General features: G+C 52.2%; 19 protein-coding genes and 5 pseudogenes. 11 read left to right on the plus strand and 13 right to left on the minus strand.

Annotation, left to right across the window (positions count from 1 at the left end):
• Positions 1-399, minus strand: a pseudogene (locus ACLJRE_RS11600) (hypothetical protein); the annotation flags it as partial.
• Between the two features lie 390 nt (positions 400-789).
• Between ACLJRE_RS11600 and ACLJRE_RS11605 the strand changes: the two are divergent.
• The 11 genes and pseudogenes from ACLJRE_RS11605 (at position 790) to ACLJRE_RS11655 (ending at position 10,104) form a co-directional block, all read left to right on the plus strand.
• Entirely contained in the window at positions 790-1,449 is a 660-nt protein-coding gene (locus ACLJRE_RS11605) for a type IV pilus protein (RefSeq protein ID WP_023212773.1), read from the plus strand.
• 3 nt (positions 1,450-1,452) lie between these two features.
• The gene (locus ACLJRE_RS11610; protein WP_023212774.1) at positions 1,453-2,127 is read left to right on the plus strand and encodes a TIGR03759 family integrating conjugative element protein; all 675 of its coding nucleotides are present in this window, start codon (positions 1,453-1,455) and stop codon (positions 2,125-2,127) included.
• Entirely contained in the window at positions 2,106-2,624 is a 519-nt protein-coding gene (locus ACLJRE_RS11615) for a transglycosylase SLT domain-containing protein (RefSeq protein WP_023212775.1), read from the plus strand. Before ACLJRE_RS11610 ends, ACLJRE_RS11615 begins: the two co-directional genes overlap by 22 nt.
• Positions 2,621-4,627: pseudogene (gene traD, locus ACLJRE_RS11620) on the plus strand (type IV conjugative transfer system coupling protein TraD). Before ACLJRE_RS11615 ends, traD begins: the two are co-directional and overlap by 4 nt.
• Entirely contained in the window at positions 4,624-5,256 is a 633-nt protein-coding gene (locus tag ACLJRE_RS11625) for a DUF4400 domain-containing protein (protein WP_023212779.1), read from the plus strand. The pseudogene traD and the gene ACLJRE_RS11625 overlap by 4 nt, the downstream one beginning before the upstream one ends.
• Positions 5,257-5,607: 351 nt before the next feature.
• Complete coding sequence (locus ACLJRE_RS11630) at positions 5,608-8,055, plus strand: nuclease-related domain-containing DEAD/DEAH box helicase (RefSeq protein ID WP_052942568.1); 2,448 nt, start codon at positions 5,608-5,610, stop codon at positions 8,053-8,055.
• 295 nt (positions 8,056-8,350) lie between these two features.
• Positions 8,351-8,659 (plus strand): RAQPRD family integrative conjugative element protein, encoded by a 309-nt coding sequence (locus ACLJRE_RS11635; protein WP_023212781.1) that lies wholly within the window; start codon positions 8,351-8,353, stop codon positions 8,657-8,659.
• Complete coding sequence (locus ACLJRE_RS11640) at positions 8,652-8,885, plus strand: TIGR03758 family integrating conjugative element protein (protein ID WP_023212782.1); 234 nt, start codon at positions 8,652-8,654, stop codon at positions 8,883-8,885. The genes ACLJRE_RS11635 and ACLJRE_RS11640 overlap by 8 nt, the downstream gene beginning before the upstream one ends.
• 9 nt (positions 8,886-8,894) lie before the next feature.
• Positions 8,895-9,212, plus strand: coding sequence for a TIGR03745 family integrating conjugative element membrane protein (locus ACLJRE_RS11645; RefSeq protein ID WP_023212783.1), 318 nt, complete (start codon positions 8,895-8,897; stop codon positions 9,210-9,212).
• A gap of 1 nt (position 9,213) precedes the next feature.
• Positions 9,214-9,568, plus strand: a pseudogene (locus ACLJRE_RS11650) (TIGR03750 family conjugal transfer protein).
• Complete coding sequence (locus ACLJRE_RS11655; RefSeq protein WP_254910998.1) at positions 9,541-10,104, plus strand: PFL_4703 family integrating conjugative element protein; 564 nt, start codon at positions 9,541-9,543, stop codon at positions 10,102-10,104. The pseudogene ACLJRE_RS11650 and the gene ACLJRE_RS11655 overlap by 28 nt, the downstream one beginning before the upstream one ends.
• A gap of 12 nt (positions 10,105-10,116) precedes the next feature.
• Here the strand turns inward: ACLJRE_RS11655 and ACLJRE_RS11660 are convergent, their stop codons facing one another.
• The 12 genes and pseudogenes from ACLJRE_RS11660 to ACLJRE_RS11715 form a co-directional block, all read right to left on the minus strand.
• Entirely contained in the window at positions 10,117-10,425 is a 309-nt protein-coding gene (locus tag ACLJRE_RS11660; protein WP_023212786.1) for a CcdB family protein, read from the minus strand.
• Between the two features lie 2 nt (positions 10,426-10,427).
• Positions 10,428-10,667, minus strand: a complete 240-nt coding sequence (locus ACLJRE_RS11665) for a type II toxin-antitoxin system CcdA family antitoxin (RefSeq protein ID WP_001118105.1) — start codon at positions 10,665-10,667, stop codon at positions 10,428-10,430.
• Positions 10,668-10,775: 108 nt separating this feature from the next.
• Positions 10,776-11,024, minus strand: coding sequence for a CopG family ribbon-helix-helix protein (locus ACLJRE_RS11670; RefSeq protein ID WP_023212787.1), 249 nt, complete (start codon positions 11,022-11,024; stop codon positions 10,776-10,778).
• 76 nt (positions 11,025-11,100) lie between these two features.
• The gene (locus tag ACLJRE_RS11675) at positions 11,101-11,934 is read right to left on the minus strand and encodes a DUF4942 domain-containing protein (protein ID WP_023212788.1); all 834 of its coding nucleotides are present in this window, start codon (positions 11,932-11,934) and stop codon (positions 11,101-11,103) included.
• Positions 11,935-12,078: 144 nt separating this feature from the next.
• Positions 12,079-12,393: pseudogene (locus ACLJRE_RS11680) on the minus strand (TA system toxin CbtA family protein); the annotation flags it as partial.
• A 14-nt stretch (positions 12,394-12,407) separates the two neighbouring features.
• Positions 12,408-12,737: a type IV toxin-antitoxin system YeeU family antitoxin gene (locus ACLJRE_RS11685; RefSeq protein WP_023212789.1), complete on the minus strand. Its 330-nt coding sequence runs from the start codon at positions 12,735-12,737 to the stop codon at positions 12,408-12,410.
• 62 nt (positions 12,738-12,799) lie between these two features.
• Positions 12,800-13,300, minus strand: coding sequence for a RadC family protein (gene radC / locus ACLJRE_RS11690; protein ID WP_023212790.1), 501 nt, complete (start codon positions 13,298-13,300; stop codon positions 12,800-12,802).
• Positions 13,301-13,312: 12 nt separating this feature from the next.
• Positions 13,313-13,873, minus strand: a pseudogene (locus ACLJRE_RS11695) (DUF932 domain-containing protein); the annotation flags it as partial.
• Positions 13,874-14,037: 164 nt separating this feature from the next.
• Complete coding sequence (locus ACLJRE_RS11700) at positions 14,038-14,958, minus strand: hypothetical protein (protein WP_023212792.1); 921 nt, start codon at positions 14,956-14,958, stop codon at positions 14,038-14,040.
• A gap of 64 nt (positions 14,959-15,022) precedes the next feature.
• Entirely contained in the window at positions 15,023-15,226 is a 204-nt protein-coding gene (locus ACLJRE_RS11705) for a hypothetical protein (protein WP_000508162.1), read from the minus strand.
• A 16-nt stretch (positions 15,227-15,242) separates the two neighbouring features.
• Positions 15,243-15,461 carry a hypothetical protein gene (locus tag ACLJRE_RS11710; RefSeq protein ID WP_000928654.1) on the minus strand — a complete coding sequence of 73 codons (219 nt, stop codon included), beginning with the start codon at positions 15,459-15,461 and terminating at the stop codon, positions 15,243-15,245.
• Entirely contained in the window at positions 15,462-16,175 is a 714-nt protein-coding gene (locus tag ACLJRE_RS11715; protein WP_001620327.1) for a helix-turn-helix transcriptional regulator, read from the minus strand.
• Positions 16,176-16,333 lie beyond the last annotated feature (158 nt).

Here is a 16,333-nt window from a genome sequence, read left to right on the forward strand (position 1 = left end):
TGAAGATAAAAACATTTCACAAAACAGGATAAGATTAAGTGTTAATGAGTGTGTTCTCTTAATATCTTTACGCCAAATATTATTACATTTCGCAGACTTAAAGAAAGCGTTATTGACATCATGCATTATTTTACATTGGCGTTCAAATTCAGATATTAAATCAATATATTCAGGAAACACATTCATCAATTCATTAACGCATAATTTAAACGTATTATTATATTCTTCCTCGATCTGAAATGAGTATCTATTTAAATAAATAGAAGATATTCTTAAAACATCCAGAGCTATATTAACATTGACATCTTTTCTTTTTATATATTCACCAAAGAAACAACAAAACTCATTGGTATCCTTGGCTATATTAATGATTCTATTAACATCGTAAACCTTATTCATGACCTTTACCCTTCTAATATTTATAGGTTATTTTAAAGCAATCCTCCACGCTAAAAAGTGATTTACCTCGAATATATCAAACCTTATAGAGCATAAAATAAAAAATCCGCAACAGTAGGTAAATAAAAAACCAACCAATTATATAAATAACATTACCCCACTAAGATATAGTTAAACTCAAAACTAAATCATTTATTTTTAATAAGGAAGTTACACAATATGATTCTACAAAAAAATGAAAGGTAGCCAAATCTTAAAGCTATTATTATTCGCTTATTTACTTTACTATTTTAACAACAATCACCTAATTTAAAAAAACATAAAACAATTGTCGGTAGTCCCTTCCCCTTCCATCCTGCACGCTCCTGTAAAAGCACTGTGGAGGATGCGATGAAACGACTGCTGACAGCTCTGCTCCTGTTTATTTTCAACGGCGTGGCCGCCGCCTCCCCTGCAACGCCAGAAGTCGTTCGCTACGACCGCTATCTGCTGGTCAACACGTCACCGCAACAGCCACTTCTGGAGCAGCTTACCACCCTGTCCGTTCCGCCTAGTTTTCATCCAACGGTCGGGGAAGCGCTGCAGTACCTGCTGCGCGACAGCGGCTGGTCCTTGTGTCTCGCCGATGCGCGCCGGGCGCAGCTTTATGGCCTCCCGTTACAGCTGAGCCAGTACAACACCGGTCCGCTGCGCCTGAAGGCCGCCCTGCAACTCCTGGCGGGCCCGGCATGGCGGATGACCACCGACGAAAACCGTCGCAAAATTTGTTTTGCCAGTGACAATTCCCTCCCCCCGACGGTGGCTTACCGTCATCCCGTGTCTCTCCGCCCTTTGGGGCCATTAACGGCCCCGTTTTTTCTCGCCGGGACCCTACAGCGCGGTGATATCCGCCTGGCGGTGATAGTGCCGCCGGATGCTGTTTACCTCCATCAGGTGGTATGGCTGCGCAGGGAAGAACAGTGGCACGGCTGGCGACTGGAGCGGATTGATGAGCGCCGGGCCATATTCCGTCACGGCAAACGCCAGCTGACGCTGAAGATGCCGGAGTAAGCGATGAAACGCCTGATTCTCCTGTTACTGTTCACCGCCAGCGCGTGGGCGCAACCGCTTGAGGTGCAGACCAGCCAGAACGCGGGCTCTACTCTCAGACCGCTGACCACTCAGCAGCAGGCCACCGTCTGGGGCGTCACGCCAGAGGAGTGGCAGCGCTATCTCACGCTGAAACAACAGGCGCGCGGCGTCTGGTCGCCGGGGCTCGATCCGCTGACCACCCTGGGCGTGGAGGCTGAAAGCGATCATGAACGCCAGCGCTTCGCCGAACTGCTGGTCAGGCAGGAATACCGGCGGCTGGAGAAAGAACTCGCCTTCCAGCGCGCGTATGACGCAGCCTGGCAGCGTCTGTATCCTGGCCTGACGCCGCTGAAAACCACCTCCGCCAGCACTTCCCGCGTTTCGCTGTTCGTCCAGGAGGACTGCCCTCCCTGCGACAGCCTGCTGCGTACTCTGCTGGCACAGCAGCGCCCACTGGATATCTGGCTCGTCGGAAGCGAAGGCGATGATAACCGGGTGCGCCGCTGGGCGATGGCGCATGGCATTGACGCAAAACTGGTGAGTGAACACAGCATCACGCTTAACCACGACGCGGGCCGCTGGCTGCTGTTGGGCCAGAGCAAAATCCCGGTGGCGCTGGAACGTAAGGGGGAGCAATGGCGCGAGGTCCTGCCCTGATCCTGCGGCTGCCCTGCCTCGCGCTGGCACAGCCTCTGCCGGAAGCGTACCTGCGCGCCGCAGAACATTTCCGCGTGCCGCCGGAACTACTGTGGGCCGTCACACAAACCGAAAGCGGGGCGAACCTGAGCGGCAAACATCGCCCGTGGCCGTGGACGCTCAATATCAAAGGTACCGGCTACCGCTACGCCAGCCGGGAGCAGGCCTGTGAGGCGCTGCTGGCCGCCATCCGCCGTACCAGCCCGAAGCGCATTGACGTGGGGCTCGGGCAGATCAATATCGGCTGGCACCGGGCGTATTTTGCTTCTCCCTGCGACGCCCTGCATCCCCTGCAAAACTTGTCGCTTATCGCGCAACTGCTGCGTCAACGCTACGATGAACGCCCCGGAAGCTGGCTTAATGCCGCCGCCCGATATCACCGTCCCGCAGGCGGCGCGCCCGCTGCACGCTACCGTAAGCTGGTCAGTCGCCATCTGCCACAGGCCACACCGCCATGAGCCGCTACGCGCTGGAGGCGCTGCTGCGACCGCCCGTGGAGTTTTACAGCACCGTCACCGCCAGTTGTGGCGCATTAATCTGCCTGACGCAAGCCCCACTGCTGATGCTGACGCCGTGGCAGGCACGCCTGATGGCCTGCGCCCTGATGCTGCTGGCCATGCGACGCGGCTGGCAGGGCTGGAAAATCGTGCGCTATCACCGCAACCTGCTGCGCCTGCCGCGCTATGCGCTGACCAGCAGGAAAATCCCGGTCAGCCGCCAGCGGCTGTTTCTCGGTAAAGGCTTCGCTGGCAGCCCATCCACACCCAGAGACTGTACGACTGCCTGCAACCGGAAGCCGCACGCTGGCTGCTCCCGGGATGGTGTTACCGCCTGGCAAGACACATCGAAAAACGCAGCGAACACACTCTGCCCGGCCTTGCCCGCCTGCTCAGCGCCGATCGCTGGCTGAACCCGCTGCGCCCGCTGCCGCCCGTCGGCGGCAATCCGTGGTTGCACGGGGTAGAACTGAAAGAGTACGACGTCACCCTGCCGCTCAGCGAGCGCCCCGGCCACACGCTGGTGCTCGGCACCACCCGCGTCGGTAAAACCCGGCTGGCGGAACTGCTTGCCACCCAGGATATCCGCCGTGGTGAGGTGGTGATCGTTTTTGATCCAAAAGGCGACGCGGATCTGCTGAAGCGTCTGTGGACAGAAACGCAGCACGCCGGACGCGGCGATCGCTTTATCCTGTTCCATCTGGCGTACCCGGAGATCTCCGCCCGCTACAACGCCATCGGCCGCTTTGGCCGCATTTCGGAAGTGGCGTCGCGCCTCACCGGACAGCTTTCCGGCGCAGGCAACTCGGCGGCCTTTCGCGAGTTCGCCTGGCGTTTTGTCAACATCATCGCCCGCGCCCTGGTAGCGCCCGGACTACCAGCTGATTTCCCGCCATGTCGTCAATATCGACGCCCTGTTTATCGACTATGCCCGCATCGTGCTGCCGCGGCACAACGCGCGGGCGTGGGAAGTGGTGGCGCAACTGGCGGAGCGCGTTAACGACAAAAACACGCCACGCCCTATGCTGGGCCGCGATCCTCACGTGGTGGCGCTGGAGCAGTACCTCAATGCAGAGAAATTTTACGATCCGATCCTCGACGGCCTGCTCTCGGCGGTGCGCTATGACAAAACCTACTTCGACAAGATTGTCGCCTCACTGCTGCCGCTGCTGGAAAAGCTGACCACTGGCACGCTCGCCGCCCTGCTCGCCCCGGACTACCACGATCTTGATGATGCACGCCCGATCCTCGACTGGCAGCAGGCGATCCGCCAGAAAGCAGTGGTCTATGTCGGGCTGGACGCACTCTCCGATGTGGTAGTCGCTGCCGCCGTCGGCAACTCGATGTTTGCCGATCTGGTGAGCGTCACCGAGCATCTCTACAAGTTTGGCCTGAATGATGGGCTGCCTGGCAATAGCGAAAAACCGCTGCCTATCAACCTGCACTGCGATGAGTTTAACGAACTGATGGGAGAGGAGTTTATTCCGCTGGTCAACAAAGGCGGCGGCGCGGGCATCCAGGTCACCGCCTACACCCAGACGCTGAGTGATATTCAGGCCCGCATCGGCAGCGCACCGAAGACAGGCCAAGTGGTGGGTAACTTCAACAACCTGATTATGCTGCGGGTGCGCGAAACCGCCACCGCTGAACTGCTGACAAAGCAACTGCCACAGGTCGAAGTGCGCAGCCGCCAGGTCAGCTCCGGCGTCACCGACACGCCTGGCGGCATCAACAGCTTTACCAGCAACACCCGCGAGCAGGTGATCACCAGTAATGTGCCGCTAATCGATACCGCCGCGCTGATCCAGCTTCCCAAAGGCCAGACCTTTGCCCTGCTTGAAGGCGGCCAGCTGTGGAAAATTCGTCTGCCGCTGCCCGTAGCGGATAAGCACTGCCCTCTACCGGAGTCTGTGGCACAACTGGCAGCATGGATGCAGGCACGCCAGCAGGGGCGGGCGGAATGAGCGAGCAGCGGCCACCTCCTTCACGTCCGCCACAAGGACCGGTCGGCTGGCTGCTGTCGCTGGCCGGAAGGTTTATCGGGCTGGTTATCGGCGCGCTGGTGTTGAGGGTGGTACTGGAACTGGCAGGGCTATATTTCTGGTGGCCTCAGGAAGGCAGCAGGCATGTTTTTCAGGTGATGAGGTGGGAACAGGCGGAACTGGTTAGCACATTACAACCGCATCCGCTGAGGAATGAAATGGTGAGGTTGCTGGAGAACGGGACAACACACGCGCTTTTGGCTAACAGGTTCCTGCAGAAACCGTTAACCGCCCTGGCTTATATGCTGGTGAGTTTTATGCAGCGCCTGACATGGCTTACCACTATGCTCCCCCTGCTCTGCCTGTGTGCATTAACAGGGCTAACGGAAGGTCTGGTGCGGCGGGATCTGAGACGGTTTGGCTCCGGGCTTGAATCCATTTTTCTCCATCGCCATATCATCAGGTCTGGCAATTCAGTCGCCGCAACGCTGTGGGTATTTTATCTGGCGCAGCCGCTGTTTATCCCCGCGATGCTGGTTTTACTGCCCGCCGCCTTAGGGCTTGGGATAACGGTATGGATGACGGCAGGGAGTTTTAAACGCTGGTTATAAACCACTCAATTTTACGCCTCCCGTTTCGATCAGCAAGTATCACTGCATGGCATCGTCTTTCAGTTGCCTTAGTGATGTTCTATCCATCAACAAGCCTCCTCATAAAGCCATCATGATCTGAACAACGGCCTAGTGCCAGATGCAAACATTGCTCATGTGCGAGTCAACTCTAAACGTATGATTAGGCCAGTGACCACTTCTTTTTCATAAAACAGCATACGTAGATTTCGAGCAAAAGTAGAAATCTGATCTTTCCCCGGTACTGTTAAGTGCACTACAGATTTTTTATGTATAAAATGATATAAGGCCACCAAGACAGTAAATGAGAAGGAAACCAGCTAAGTGGCAAAGATGATCCCTTCATTTGGACCTCAGGCAACTGAAAGTTATGGAGAGGTGGTGCTTTATAAGTTAATTGAGAGTCAGCTTTCTAATGATTTTACCGTGATACATAGCTTGCCTTGGCTGTGCTCAGCAATAAAAGAAATAGATCCTCATTTCGCACCTACTGGTGAAATTGACTTTTTAATAATCCACAAGGAATTGGGAGTACTTGCTCTAGAAGTCAAAAGTGGCAAATATAGGGTAGATGGAGTTACATTTGTACATTTATCAACCGGCAATATAACTTCTCCAATTCAACAGACGCGCCATAATGTCCATGGACTGGCAAGGTGGCTAGGGGGAAATAAAGAACTACGATTACGAATTGGGTATGGTTTGGTCTTTCCCGATAGTGACTTTACTAATCAAATTTTCAGTGCAGCATTAGTTGATATTAGTGTGACGCCAAATAAGTCGATAGCAATTGATAAGGGGCAAATTCCGTCGTTGGGACAGAGAGTTATTGATATCATGAATTACTGGAAAGATTCTCTTAATGTACCAGTAATGTCTGATGCAAAAACACAGAAATTAATAAGTATGCTTTGCCCACAGTATGATGGAACCCCAAAATGGGGGACTAGAGTATTTTTTGATAATAAAATTTGGCTACCTTTAACAAATGAGCAGAGTGAAGTGGTAATTACAGCATGCGACCGCACACGAATGCTTGTCACCGGATGGCCGGGTACGGGAAAGACTTTGATTGGTATTGCGATTGCCCGAGAAATGGTAAGTCGTGGAATGCGCGTTCTTGTATTAACTTTTAACAGTTTACTGGCTGAGTACCTAACAAGGCAGTTGGATTCTGATCAAGCTAAATGTACTGTTTCAACATGGCATCGTTTATGCGTAATTGCACGTCACCAACTAGGCATCACCACTGAACAACTGAATGATGATTGGTTTAAAACAGGATGTTTAGATGATATAAGAATGGCTATCGCGAGAGGTATGATTGATAATTATGATGTGCTTATTATAGATGAGTGCCAAGCTCTACGTCCTGAATGGTGTAGATATCTTGTTGAGTGGTTTGCAGGGAAAAAAATTATCGCCTTTTGTGATGAAACACAGCTCTTTCCATTTGAGTCTGGTATTGATTTACTTCAACTTTGTGATTTACTGAAAATTGAATCTCCGTTTTTACTAACTATAGCTCTTCGAACTCCCAAAATGATAACTGAAAGGTTGTTATCAGTTAGGCCAACTTCTTATCAGTTATATTCTATGAGAGAGAAAGAACCAGAAACGTTAAAGGAAGTTGTTTTCAGCACTGATTGGTCTTTAACAGAGCTACTAGAAAAGCTCATGCATGAAGGAGTAATGAAAAAAGATATTGTCGCTTTATATAAATATAATTTACCTCTATTATTTGAAACAATTCTTATAGAATATGACATTAGAACAGAATCAGTATCTCGCTATCGCGGGCTGGAATCCCCAATTATTATAATTCTGGATGCCGACAGCATGGTGGATGCTGAGCTTTTTTGTGCATATTCTCGTGCCACAACATTAGTTATTGCAATTTATAATCCAAGAGCAATGGGTGGTAAGTCTGCGGGTAAATTTCAAGAGCAAGTACTGGCCATAGAAGAAAATAGGGACAAGCTTAACGAATATCATCTCACTTCCCTAGTGTGTAATATCATGCGTACCCATCTTGGTTTCAAACAATTCGATATAGAAAGTATTAATTTGAGCTGGCACAAAGCATGGGGAGTATGGCTTGTTGAATTGAATGATTTAAATGGATACGAATCATTATGGCTTGATTATCTTGCTTCTAACTTTAAGTCTCCAATTTTTTACTGGGATAAAAAATCTCAGTTTGTTTTTTACTCTTACAACCTGAATGGCAATTTTCCAGGTGACTCTAGTGAAACAACGCCTCTAAAATTAGAACACTGCGATAACTGTGATACATTTGTTCCATATACAATTGGTCTCAAATCTGAATGCATATTCTGCCACGGAGATACCAATACATTTTACGAAAAACTCAATCCAGATACGATTGAGGGCATAATAAAATATGACACAACTATTTTAATGAAAAACAATTCAATTCCGATTAACCAACTTCCAATTTCCTTAGCTGCCTTTGGGGCTCGACGATATGCTGAAAAAAAGAGAGGGGTAGCTAAAGATAGCCTTGAATTACCTCATGGGAGAATTTTATATCGTGCGGCGCTGGCATTCGTACAATCAAGAATAATCTACCATCCCAAAGGTACGGAAATTATCACTGTTGAATTGGCTACTGAGTTATTTAATAAATACAATGATATTCAGCTGTCGCTTTCATTGTCTCAATGGAAATCAATCGTTTCCAGCGCTTTTAGCACCTGCTTTCAGAAAGGGTTGCTCACAAAAAAAAGTAAGGGCATTTACATTACCAGTTCTAATTAATGCCCTACTTATTCATGAGCAATAATTCGTCCATTATTAATAAATAATGTTATTAGCGATATTTTTTAATAGATGAGAAAAGTTTTGTGCCCTCGCTCATAGGGGAGCCCACTATTCCAAGGCCTGAACGCTTTGCCCTATTAACGAACATCATGGTACATATTTCCCATTCTCAGCAATGACGTTATATACCAAGTCACTGCTAAATTTTTTACTAAACGTAACCAGTTCTTCGCTGACCCATAGTCAACCTCTCTTCTACCCTGCCCTGAACAAACTTCTGGGGAGAGTAGTCATGTTCAGCCGCTCATCATTTCTGTTACTGACTTTGCTCATAGGATCTCAGGCCTTTGCTACCCCTGAATCCACCCAACTCGCTCTCGCGCTGAAACAACTCGAAGGCGTAAAAACCTCGCTGGAACTAGCCCGGAGCAACGCCAGCACCGATCCACAGTCACGCCACTTCTTCGACTACTTACAGGCGCAGCAGGATATCTCAACCATTCAGCAGGGCATTCGCCGCTACCTTGCCCCGGCAAGAGCGCAGCCACGCTCCGTCCAGCCACTCAGCGCCAGCTACCAGCGAGAGAACCCCGATGACTGACTCGCAACTCGCCGCCTTTCAGGCCGCCAGCCTGAGCAAACCGGAGACCGTCAGCCTGCTCATACTCGGCCTGTTTACCAGCGTCATGCTGCTGTGGTGTGCCTGGACACTAATGGTCGCCTGGCAGGGAGTCTACCGCCAGCGCCTGAGCTGGCAGAGTTTTGGCGCGGTGGCGGCCCGTTCACTGTTACTGGTGCTGGTCAGTTTCTGGCTGGTACTGAGCTAAGGAGTTTTCATGCGCTGGCTGTTGTTACTATTATTCGCTGCATTCAACGCCTTCGCCGACCTGCCAACGATGGAGGATCCATCACGCGGCCAAGGTCAGGGCATTATGGAGACGCTGCAAAACTACGGTTTTGACATCGTGGTGCTGCTGGCGCTGGCCATCTGCGCCGTCGGTTTTCTGGTGGTGGCGAACAACTGCATTGCCACCTACTCCGAGATCCAGAGCGGGCGCAAGCAGTGGAAAGATTTGGGCTCGATGGCGGGCGTCGGCAGTATTCTTCTGGTGGTCATCATCTGGCTGCTCAACCAGGCTTCGGACGTCCTGTAATATGACGACCATCCCCTTTCTCCCCGACCGCCTCAACCGCGAGCCGGTGGTCTGGCGCGGTCTGACCACCAGCGAACTGTTTCTGGTGCTGGCTCTCGGTCTTGGCGTCGGCTGCGCGTTCGGCATTGTGCTGGCCCTGATAACCCACTACTGGCCGTTGATCCCCCGGTTCAGCGCTGGCAGGTGCGGCGTTGTTCATTCAGGGTGGCGGGCGAGTTCTGGCGCGCGCCAAACGCGGTAAGCCCGATAGCTGGCTGCCGCAGGCGATCCTTGCCTGGCTGGAGCACCATCATATTCGCGATGCGCAACTGGTTCAGCACAGCACCTTATGGGTAGTGCGCAGGAGTCCGCGATGAGCCGCTTTCGCCATGCGCTGGCCGAGCGAGATAACCATATCCTGACGCCGCGGGCGGTGATTATTCTGCTGTGCCTCTGTCTGGCGGGCGTCGGATACGGCTGGTACCGCGCACCGCAAAAGCTCACCCTCTGGTTCCCGCCGGACCTGCGCAGCGGCAGCACCCGCCCGTGGTGGGAAGTGCCTCCCGCCAGCGTCTACGCCTTCACCTTTTATATTTTCCAGCAGCTAAACCGCTGGCCGGACAACGGCGAGGAGGACTATTCCCGCAACCTCCGCTCGCTGCGCGCCTACCTGACGCCCGCCTGTTACACCCGGCTGGAGCACGATTTTCAGGTACGACGCAATGGCGGTGAACTGCGCGAACGCACACGCGGCGTGTATGAGCTTCCCGGCCACGGCTACAGCAGTCTGGTGCATGACGGCGATAAACGCCCCATCCCCCGCGTCGAGACCTTAAGCCGGGATGCCTGGCGGGTGACACTTGATGTAGCGGTTGAGGAGTATTACCAGAACGGTGAACAACTCTCCATTTGACCTGCAAGCCATTCAGAACCCGTCAAAGATAAAATCGAGAGCATTTTTGATGGTTTGCCTGTGGGAACGAACGTCCATCACCTCATCACCAATCTGCGAAAGCCTGATACTCGCCATTTCGTGAGTCATCACCAGATAGTCATTACCTTCCACATTCAGAGTGGGCGTGAGGCGCTTAACTGGGTTATTTATCAATCTGCTCACAGGAAACAATGGGATAACCATGCGAGTATGCAGTTCATCAATAATATCGCTTTGCACATCAAGTAAATAAGGATAAGCCTTGCTGTTTCCTTTATTGCGATAAACCATGTATTGCATGATTAAAACGTCCTGTAATCGTCCGATAAAAGGCCGTGCTCATCAGTAATACGATTGAGCTCCTGCAAACCCGCTCTATTTTCTGCTTTCCAGCGTTCAACGCCTGTGGCACTGATTTCCTCTTTCAGCGCGGCGGTAAGCACCGCTGACAGATTAATACCTGCATCACGGGCTTGCTGAAGCAATGCAGGTTCCAGCGTGACACTGACTGTTTTTTTATGTCGTACACTCATACCCGGCATAGAGCCTCCTAAAATTACACGTGTAATAAACACATGCATCTAGTATGGGGAATATTTAAGCAAATGGCAATGAGAGGCGACTATCTCGGATAGCAACATCTTTGCCTGTCAGGTTTCCTTTAAACGGTTGGCAAAATCTACCATATCCGAATGACTCACCACACGACCAGCATCCACATCGGCAAAACCGGCCTGGATACTCTGATGACGCCGTTCTCTTTCGGCCAGCATACTGGTCAATGCTTCCTTAATAATCCAGCTCTTAGAACGATCTAACTCAATTGCCAGATTTTCAACAGCAGCAGCCAACTCAACTGGAATCTGGGCGCTGATGGTCTGTTTAGCGGAAGAAGCCATAGGGATTACCTCGTTTAATAATACTTAATAACTCCTATTAAGATTAGCATAGAGGTGCCTATAAAAACATCACATCTTATTTCGCAGGCAACATCCCCGGAAAGTGCTTTGCCACGATATCATTCATCTTCTCTACCAGATCCAACCGTTTGAACGTAATGTGCCCGCTCCCCTTCTGAAAGTAACGAATAGTGAAAAGTTCGTCTTCGAAAACTTGCTGATGCGGATTGTCACGCACGAAGTCCATAAACCGGATGGAGACATCATGCCGGTTATCGGGAATAGTCTTCCCGTCAAGCAGGTACAGCATCCGCTCCAGATCGGCGAGCTGGTCACGCCGCCAGCCCCAGTTCAGGCTGAAACCCCATTTGTCGTACTTCACCAGGCTATTAACGATAATCCTCTTACCGAAGTAGCAGGGATTATTGGTTTTATAGTCCCAGCTTAGTCCTTTGAACACATTGATAATGCCGCGTTCAAAAACCTCCTGCTTATTGTGGTGTAACTGCTCAAAGGTACTCAGGATATTGGCTTTACTGATGGCCGGAAGATCGCCTTCATCCAGATCCTTTGCCCACTGGTTGCGAGCCTCAGCATCCATCAACGACAACATCCCCGATTTCAGCATCAGGTCACGCCAGATGCTGCGATCGATATTGCGGGCGATTACCGGCAAGGATTTATCCATCGACTGCATCAACCAGCAGTCAAAAGCCCGCCCTTGCCGCATCGCCCAGTGCTCCGCCGTGTTGCCGCCAATACTGGATGTCAGGCAGGAAATCTCCTCAAGCTGGTGGATCACGGCTTCAATCTGCTTCAGTGCAGCATTACGGCCTGTGACGATCCGCTCTATATTTGTCGAGCAAATCAGCTCGTTATGGTCAGTTAATAATTCAGCTTTTGTTTGCATAATTTTCGTCCGTATAAAAGCAAACACGCCCGCCGGGGATGGCAGGCGCATTATGCCGGGAGTTAGCAGGGAAGAAAGATCGGGAATGGAATACGGGAAGGCTGTTCGCAAGATTAAGTGTGCCGAGAGATTACGGCGACATCGCAACAGGCCCGTTGCCTGTCGCGCCCGCAAAATGTCTATAGCCCGGAGATAAGGTGATGGTTCCTGCCCGCTAAATCCTCGGCGATCGATACGAACCAGTTCGTACTTTTCCACCAGAAAGTTCACGGCATCAGCAAGCGTAACGCCTGCGTTGATATGTTCCTGAATAACAATATCGTCGCAGAATGGTGTGTCGTTAAGTTCAAGGCCGTAGTGGCGTTGCAGCAGGTACGACAGCAGTTTTTGCCAGACTTCGACGGGCGACAGGCGTGACGGGGCCGCTGCCGGTAAAGGCAGTGATAAAACGTTTTGCATTGGAATATCCTCGTTTATTCGGTCGGGTAGATAGTGAGGTAAACGTAGCCGTGGCTACCGTCGGTGTCGGCTTCGCAGGTCAGGCCATTGAGGGTGATGCTGTGGCGGTGCGGCTGGCGCGGATCGAGCGCCCCGTTTTTTAGCGCCGATTCCAGTTGCTTCACAAACTGCGGAAAGGTGATATCCAGCGTGTGTAGTTGTTCCGCAGTGAAATCACCACAGAGACTGGCGCGATCGGCCAGAAAGTGCAGGCGACACCCTTCCTGCACTAACCGCGCACCAAACGAGGGCACGATATCGCTCCGCAGGCCCTGGACAGGCACGGAGGGTTGATTCCGGGTCATTGTGGTTTTCCTTCAGAATGGGGATGAACAAAGCGCCATCGTCTGGCATTTTCTGATGATTTTCACAGCCAGCCCCGTGCGGCAAAGGACAGGACATCCCGGTGGCCGACAACGAAATGGTCAAGAACGCGGATATCGACCAGTTCCAGTGTGTTTACCAGCCGTGTGGTGATCAGCCGATCGGCCTGACTGGGTTCGGCATCCCCGGACGGGTGATTATGAGCCAGCACCACTGCCGCAGCATTATGGTGCATGGCGGCGCGCAGGACTTCCCGTGGATGAACTTCCGTATGGCGGATACCGCCGGTGAACAGCGTCTCATGCGCCAGTAACTGGTGTTGATTATTCAGAAACAGCACCATAAATACCTCCCGCTCCAGAGGCGAGAGTTGCAGACGCAGCCAGTCGCGAACGGAGGCTGCGGAAGTAAAGGCCACGCCGGGCTGGCGCAGGTATTTATCCAGCAGATTCACGGCCCTTCTGATAGTGCGCTGTGCATACGGCGTTAAGGCAGGTGGCGCATCGGGCGCGGATGCCGGTATCAGTGGTATTGCAGTATTCATTTGTCCTCCTCTTCAGCTCAGCGCCTGCTGCATTTGTTCAGCCAGCACCCACAGGGCGCGATTAAGTTTGATATCGCCGTCGATACCTTTAATGGCGCGGGTGTGACTGCGTTTACCCTGTGCCGATAGGCCATTCAGCCCACCTTTCATCAGGTTCTCTTGCACCCGCTGAAAAGTGGTCCACAGATCATCTTTCTTATCCTCCCAGCGGCGGGCGCTCAGCACCTGCGCTTCGGTGACGGGGGGATGCTCTTCTCCATAGCGGTACGCCAGCGCGGCGCGGGCGTAAGCGTTCTGGTTCTCCGATGAAAGCGTGACAGCCTGCATCGCCTCTTTGCCCTGTTCAATGTGGTCGAACACGCCGAGCACTTCATATGCCCCCTCAATCACCTGCCCGACGATATCGCCTTTATGCGGAACGCGGATGTCGCCAAAAGACTGACTGCACACCAGACCATTGCTGCATACCTGAAGGTACATTCCCGGCATCATGCGGTAGCTGCTGGTGCCATCGTGACTGTTAAGCAGCACGATTTCCTGCACCTCCTTTTGCGTGATTTGCCCGGCGCGACGCGCATCAGTTCGTCGAGGGTAAGTGGGCGATCGCGGCGGATGGAGGTTGCCGCACCGTAAAGCGTGGATAATCGGGTCATGATAAATACTCCTGAAGGTATAAAGATAAAAAAGCCCCTGTGCTAGTAGCGACAGGGGCCGGGGAAGCGTGATAACAGAAGGGGTTAGTGCTGATTTTTTTGTTTCGCTTTCGACCAGGAAGGTCGGTTGCCACCGGAGAACGATTTCTGTGCTGACCAGTAACCAATAGGGAACTGCTTCACCAGCGACCCGTTGATAAGAATATCGACCGATGAATACTGACCGTGGCTGATACTGCCCTCCTGGATGTAGGCATCGGCGCTACAGGTGCCGGTGTCGTACCGGTGCCACGACGCTGAACTCCGGTCAGCGACATAAAAGTCACCAAAAGCGCAGCCGGTAGCCGAACGACGGTTCAGCACCGCAACGTACCATTTTGAATTTCCCACAATCGCACAGGCGCTGTTCTGTCCGCCACAGGCCTGCCAGAGCGTCGTGCCTTTATTGCTGAACGTCCAGATGGTGTTGGCTGGCGGCGCATCCGGTGATGCAGGCGCGGAAGCGGGTGCAGTGGCAACCGGCGCAGTACCTGTTTCACCGGGGCCGGTTTTTATCTCACCGTCCGTCAGGATACTGGCCTCTTCGTTATCAGGCTTACCCACCCAGACCCCTTTACCATCGAAATAGTACCCCAGTAACCGATGACTATCAGGTTGATACAGAAAGTTGAAATAGTGATAACCACAATTACCCGCCTCGCACACCATACTCTTCAGCCAGGTCTTGCCCCCAATCTGTACGGGTGACAACGGATCTTCCGGCCCGGCCAGCTTGCCAGAAGGGCCAATCAGATTTGCCATTCCCGCCGCGCTTAAATTGCTTTCAATATCGTGGGCATAAACCGGATCGGATTTATAAAGGTCGGTTGGATATGGGCAACTGTCGTCCGTGCAGTTCAGTGCATCTACGGCGGTTTTTGCCGCACCCGCACCCGCAGCCCATGCCCCGGCGCTTGCCGTCATCAGCGATGCGACCAATAACCCTTGTGTGATTCTGTTTTTCATCTTCACTTTGTTTATTTCCTTCAATAAAAACGGGGCCGTAAAAGGCCCCGGACAATGCAGACAGTTATCTCTCACCGCGATCGCGCAGGATCTTGCGGGCAAGCCGCCTTTCCATCTCTCCCACCTTTCGGCTATCGGCGATCTGCTCCAGTTGCGAGCTGCTTTTCCCTTCCAGTTGATCGTGCGTTTCTTTCATATCCCTGACGGTGTTCAGCCCCTCTTTTGCCGCGCTGAGCGCAAGCCGACCCGCTGTATCCCAGAATCCCATGACATCGCTCCCTGAATCAGTAACCGTTATTTTTTCCCCACTCACAGCCGCAGTCGCGGCACATCCAGCCGTCTCCCCACGGAATGATATCGTCCGATGAACCGCAGTCCGGGCAGCGACGCCCGGCATGACAGAGGCGAAGCGTAATTTTCTGGATTTTCATGATGTACTCCTTTTCGTTCAGATAAACCGGCAGTGAACTCCATCCGGTGGTGTTGTGCTGAATCATCAGCATTTATTCGTCGGCACCGTTCGGGAACGGGCCGGATTTAAAGGTGGCGAGCAGATCCCGGATAAACCGGTAATGCGGTAAGGCATTAATAAAGTTGGGATGACGGGTAAGACGGCTGATGGTTTCATTACGTGTATAGGTGTCCGCCAGCACCGCCACATTCTGGATCTCGGCCAGTGGGAACACGGCAATGTCATTCCATAACTCGCCCGTCAGATACCAGTTACGTTCCAGACAGATAAGACGGTAAGGCGCGAGGCACTCGCAGCGCTGCCCTTTCGCCAGCAGGGAGATACGGTTGCGTCGGTTAATCGCGGTGACGAGATGGCTGAAAATCCCGGTAAATGAACCCGCAGTCAGTGCCACCGGGGGCCAGATGCAGCAGGGGCTATGTTCAGTTTCATCCAGCAGCGCACCTGCCAGACGAAGATCCAGCCCCGGAAACAGCGCTTCCATATCGCTTTGCCGGGCAAGTGTTAGTCCGCTTCTTTCGCGTTGACCTGCACTGTCGGCAGTCACCAGGCGGCAATGACCGTCGTTATATTCCAGATCCAATCCGGTCAGGCGTTCGCGGAGATCCCGGCGCAGGGTACGAACGGAAACACCAAACTCTTCTGCAAGGTGGCGCATATTGAGATTCTCCCCGGCAAACAGACGGCGAATGATTTGCGTCAGCCTGTCGGCAAGCCGTTCATGACGGCGTTCAGTCTGAGGCATAGAAGGCTCCGTTTTAATGCCATGAAAAATATGTGGTTATGATAAAGAGGGGCGCGGACAGGGTATGGACACGGCGAAAAATATTTTTCCCGGTGGCCCGATCCCTGTCACTACGGGTGCTGGTGGACAAAACTGATGGTTTTTACATCATTTTCTGG

Origin of the sequence: Salmonella sp. SAL04157 (assembly GCF_046551635.1) — a bacterium.
Classification (GTDB): domain Bacteria; phylum Pseudomonadota; class Gammaproteobacteria; order Enterobacterales; family Enterobacteriaceae; genus Salmonella; species Salmonella enterica.

What these genes read in the sequence shown, in the direction of transcription:
- ACLJRE_RS11605 (WP_023212773.1), top strand. Translation starts at nt 790, where the DNA reads ATGAAACGACTGCTGACAGCTCTGCTCCTGTTTATTTTCAACGGCGTG.
- ACLJRE_RS11610 (WP_023212774.1), top strand. Translation starts at nt 1,453, where the DNA reads ATGAAACGCCTGATTCTCCTGTTACTGTTCACCGCCAGCGCGTGGGCG.
- ACLJRE_RS11615 (WP_023212775.1), top strand. Translation starts at nt 2,106, where the DNA reads ATGGCGCGAGGTCCTGCCCTGATCCTGCGGCTGCCCTGCCTCGCGCTG.
- ACLJRE_RS11625 (WP_023212779.1), top strand. Translation starts at nt 4,624, where the DNA reads ATGAGCGAGCAGCGGCCACCTCCTTCACGTCCGCCACAAGGACCGGTC.
- ACLJRE_RS11630 (WP_052942568.1), top strand. Translation starts at nt 5,608, where the DNA reads ATGATCCCTTCATTTGGACCTCAGGCAACTGAAAGTTATGGAGAGGTG.
- ACLJRE_RS11635 (WP_023212781.1), top strand. Translation starts at nt 8,351, where the DNA reads ATGTTCAGCCGCTCATCATTTCTGTTACTGACTTTGCTCATAGGATCT.
- ACLJRE_RS11640 (WP_023212782.1), top strand. Translation starts at nt 8,652, where the DNA reads ATGACTGACTCGCAACTCGCCGCCTTTCAGGCCGCCAGCCTGAGCAAA.
- ACLJRE_RS11645 (WP_023212783.1), top strand. Translation starts at nt 8,895, where the DNA reads ATGCGCTGGCTGTTGTTACTATTATTCGCTGCATTCAACGCCTTCGCC.
- ACLJRE_RS11655 (WP_254910998.1), top strand. Translation starts at nt 9,541, where the DNA reads ATGGGTAGTGCGCAGGAGTCCGCGATGAGCCGCTTTCGCCATGCGCTG.
- ACLJRE_RS11660 (WP_023212786.1), bottom strand. Translation starts at nt 10,425, where the DNA reads ATGCAATACATGGTTTATCGCAATAAAGGAAACAGCAAGGCTTATCCT.
- ACLJRE_RS11665 (WP_001118105.1), bottom strand. Translation starts at nt 10,667, where the DNA reads ATGCCGGGTATGAGTGTACGACATAAAAAAACAGTCAGTGTCACGCTG.
- ACLJRE_RS11670 (WP_023212787.1), bottom strand. Translation starts at nt 11,024, where the DNA reads ATGGCTTCTTCCGCTAAACAGACCATCAGCGCCCAGATTCCAGTTGAG.
- ACLJRE_RS11675 (WP_023212788.1), bottom strand. Translation starts at nt 11,934, where the DNA reads ATGCAAACAAAAGCTGAATTATTAACTGACCATAACGAGCTGATTTGC.
- ACLJRE_RS11685 (WP_023212789.1), bottom strand. Translation starts at nt 12,737, where the DNA reads ATGACCCGGAATCAACCCTCCGTGCCTGTCCAGGGCCTGCGGAGCGAT.
- radC (WP_023212790.1), bottom strand. Translation starts at nt 13,300, where the DNA reads ATGAATACTGCAATACCACTGATACCGGCATCCGCGCCCGATGCGCCA.
- ACLJRE_RS11700 (WP_023212792.1), bottom strand. Translation starts at nt 14,958, where the DNA reads ATGAAAAACAGAATCACACAAGGGTTATTGGTCGCATCGCTGATGACG.
- ACLJRE_RS11705 (WP_000508162.1), bottom strand. Translation starts at nt 15,226, where the DNA reads ATGGGATTCTGGGATACAGCGGGTCGGCTTGCGCTCAGCGCGGCAAAA.
- ACLJRE_RS11710 (WP_000928654.1), bottom strand. Translation starts at nt 15,461, where the DNA reads ATGCTGATGATTCAGCACAACACCACCGGATGGAGTTCACTGCCGGTT.
- ACLJRE_RS11715 (WP_001620327.1), bottom strand. Translation starts at nt 16,175, where the DNA reads ATGCCTCAGACTGAACGCCGTCATGAACGGCTTGCCGACAGGCTGACG.